The sequence below is a fragment of the Pseudorhodoplanes sp. genome, assembly GCF_035565855.1.
Classification (GTDB): Bacteria; Pseudomonadota; Alphaproteobacteria; order Rhizobiales; family Xanthobacteraceae; genus Pseudorhodoplanes.
This window is the reverse complement of record NZ_DATMRX010000357.1, coordinates 1-3107: the sequence shown is the minus strand read 5'-3', so window position 1 is coordinate 3107 and position 3107 is coordinate 1. Positions and strand designations below refer to the sequence as shown.

At 63.6% G+C, this 3107-nt stretch carries 4 protein-coding genes; 1 reads left to right on the top strand and 3 read right to left on the bottom strand.

Annotated elements, in window-relative coordinates; translation table 11 throughout:
* Positions 1 to 333 precede the first annotated feature (333 nt).
* On the top strand, positions 334 to 981 hold the full coding sequence (locus VN004_RS20420; protein ID WP_325614012.1) for a hypothetical protein: 648 nt from the start codon (positions 334 to 336) through the stop codon (positions 979 to 981).
* Between the two features lie 61 nt (positions 982 to 1042).
* Here the strand turns inward: VN004_RS20420 and VN004_RS20415 are convergent, their stop codons facing one another.
* From VN004_RS20415 to VN004_RS20405, 3 genes are read right to left on the bottom strand one after another with little or no spacing between them, the layout of a single operon-like run.
* Entirely contained in the window at positions 1043 to 1744 is a 702-nt protein-coding gene (locus tag VN004_RS20415) for an SDR family oxidoreductase (RefSeq protein WP_325614011.1), read from the bottom strand.
* 18 nt (positions 1745 to 1762) lie between these two features.
* Positions 1763 to 2215, bottom strand: coding sequence for a carbon monoxide dehydrogenase subunit G (locus tag VN004_RS20410; RefSeq protein WP_325614010.1), 453 nt, complete (start codon positions 2213 to 2215; stop codon positions 1763 to 1765).
* Positions 2216 to 2251: 36 nt separating this feature from the next.
* Positions 2252 to 2914: a polysaccharide deacetylase family protein gene (locus VN004_RS20405; protein ID WP_325614009.1), complete on the bottom strand. Its 663-nt coding sequence runs from the start codon at positions 2912 to 2914 to the stop codon at positions 2252 to 2254.
* Positions 2915 to 3107 lie beyond the last annotated feature (193 nt).

The window sequence follows — 3107 nt, the reverse complement described above, 5'->3', positions numbered from 1 at the left end:
CAAGTCTTAACAGGCGTCGGAACCGCGTCAAGCGGCGCGTGGCCGAAAAGGGCGTCCGGGCCGCCGGACCGGATGCGGCGCTCGTGCAACACACGCGCTGAATGAGTCCGGGACGGATCGCGAGCGCACTTTAGTTCTCCCTCAAAGTTGGGCATAACCGCGCCGCTGCCGCAATTCCTTCACCAAAAAATCCGGATCGCCGGTCCGAAGCACACGACCGGTATCTACGGGTGGAGTGTGCGTTAGGCCGATATTAGCCAAACGTGTCGTAGGTAATTTTGGGTTTACGGCTTCGCCTTAAACCAACCGCATTGCGTAACGAGTAAAGCGTACATGAAATTCGCACTCGCCCTTGCCGCGGCGTTGATCGCGACCCCTGCCGCCGCTCAATCCGTCGTCGTCAAGCCGACCGCGCTCCTCTTTAACGGGCTTGCGCAATACCAGCCTGGAATCCTGACCCCGCTTGCAGCGCTCGCCAGCGACTTGCGTCAGCAGGGCTGGCGCGTCGTGATCGACAATCATCTTGGGATTTTCAGCCGCAACGAAGAGCCGGTGCTGATTGTCGGACATTCCGCCGGAGGCGCGCGCGCCTACATGTTCGGCAAGAAGATGGTCGAGGAAGCGAAGTTCCACCCGCTGATCATCACGCTCGACGCCGCGACCGTATGGGGCGACGTGTATCGCTGCCCGGTCGAGAACTGCATCAACATCCACACCCTGACCTATCCGCGGATACCCGGCTCCTACAATCTGAGCGCCGGCAAGGTCACGAACTCCATCGTCACCCATGTCACGATCCCGCTGAACCGCGACATTCGCAGGGCGATTCTCCAACAGGCGGCGGATCTCCTGAAGGGCGGCTCCGATCTGACGACGCTGGTGACAGCCTACAGTCCCGAACCGCCGCGCGCCGGCCGTTCGCTCGCGGAAGTCTGGCGCCGCAATATCGGCCAGCCGCGCGAGACGAACTCGCGCCTCTGATCGAGATCGGACGCCTTCGTCGGCAAGACGTCGTCGCCGCGGCAGCGAGCGATGACCGCGGTCAGACCGACCGCATCAAGCCGCCATCGACACGAATATTCTGGCCGGTGATGTAGCCCGCGCCCTCGGATACGAGGAACGCGATGGTCGCCGCGATCTCCTCCGCCGTGCCATAGCGCGCCATCGGCACGGCCTGCCGTCGCTCCTCCGTCGCCGGCAGACTGTCGATCCATCCCGGCAGCACATTGTTCATGCGCACATTGTCGGCGGCATAGGTGTCGGCGAAGATCTTCGTGTAAGCCGCGAGCCCCGCACGGGCCACCGCCGAGGTCGGGAACATCGCGCTCGGCTCGAACGCCCAGGCGGTCGAGATATTGACGATCGCCCCGCCCTTCTGCGCCACCATGATCGGCGCGACGAGACGCGTCGGACGCACGGCACTCAGGAAATACACATCGAGCCCTGTGCGCCATTGTTCGTCAGTGATCTCGAGGATGGGCGCACGCGGCCCATGGCCGGCGCTGTTCACCAGCGCATCGACCCGGCCCCATTTGTCCATGGTCGCATCGACCAGCCGCTTGATGTCGTCGTTCGACTGGTTGGAGCCGGTGATGCCGATGCCGCCGAGTTCCCTGGCCAACGCTTCGCCCTTGCCGGACGAGGACAGGATCGCGACCTTGAAACCGTCGGACGCGAGCCGGCGCGCGGCGGCGGCGCCCATCCCGGAGCCACCAGCGGTGACGATTGCGACCTTGTCGGCCATGTGGGCTTGCTCCTCGCTTCAGCCGGCCTTCACGGCTTCGGCGAAGCGCGCAAAGAAATCGTCCGCCATCTTCTTCGCCGCGCCATTGATCAGGCGCTGGCCGAGCTGCGCCAGCTTGCCGCCGATCTGCGCCTCGACATCGTATTTCAGGAGCGTGCCGCCGTTGTCGGTGTCGGAGAGGCTCACGGTCGCGCCGCCCTTGGCGAAGCCGGCAATGCCGCCATCACCCTGACCGGAAATCTTGTAGCCGTTCGGGGCATCGATGTCGGTCAGCTGCACCTTGCCTTTGAACTTCGCCTTGACCGGTCCAATCTTGTTGACCGCGACCGCCTCGAACTCGTTCTCACCGACGACATTCAGCTCTTCGCATCCCGGAATGCAGGCTTTCAGCACTTCGGGATCGTTCAGCTTTGCCCAGACCACCTCGCGCTTGGCTTCAAGCGGAATCTCACCGGTCATTGTCATCGCCATAGGCGGTCACTCCATTTCACTTGAGAAAGCTAACGATCAGGCTGCGGCCACATAATCATCGATCGGACGCACAATTTCGCCGTCGACGATCGGCATGCAGGCGGGCGGAAAATCCTGACGAATCCGGCCGCCCGCTTCGCCCACCATATCAAGAAAGCGCGGCAGATGCGCCATCGCCCCGGTCGGCAGGTCGTGCAGGACCATCAGCGTCCAGTTGTGCGGTGTCGAGGCTTGCGCACGGCAATGCGCCATCGCGCGATCGACCCAGCCGTCCGGATCGGCCCAGTCGCGGGGGATCGAATTCCACAATACGCATGTATAGCGGCCGCGCCGCAGATATTCGACGACCGGGTCCGACATCAGCCGCCGGTCGAGATTGCCGCCGCCGCCGAACGGACGGAAATAGCGATGCGGATGGATGAGCCCCTGCATCGCCTCCTGGGTCCGCCCGATCTCGCGCTCGGCGACATCGGCGCCCTGCTGCTGTCCGAGCGGCACCGAATGCGTCCAGGAATGATTGCCGATCCAGTGGCCCTCTTCATGCGCGCGTTCGGCGAGGCGCCGGCATTCGGGCTGCTCGAGTTTCTGCCCGATGACGAAAAACGTGGTCTTGATCCGGCGGCGCGCCAGCTCATCGAGGACATACGGCGTTACCGCCGGCTCCGGTCCATTGTCGAAGGAGAGCGTCAGATCGAACATGGCGGGCGGTATCGCCGATTTTCATCCGATGAAGCAAGCGGGCGCGACACAGGGGTGGCTTGGCGGGCCTGCGTCAGCCGCATAGTGTGAGCGCCCACTCAAAGCCTGCCGGATTTCGCCTCATGTCGAGCCCATTGCTGCCCTCCGCGCTGATGAGCCCGCTTTTTTCCAGCGCAGCGATGCGTGAAATCCT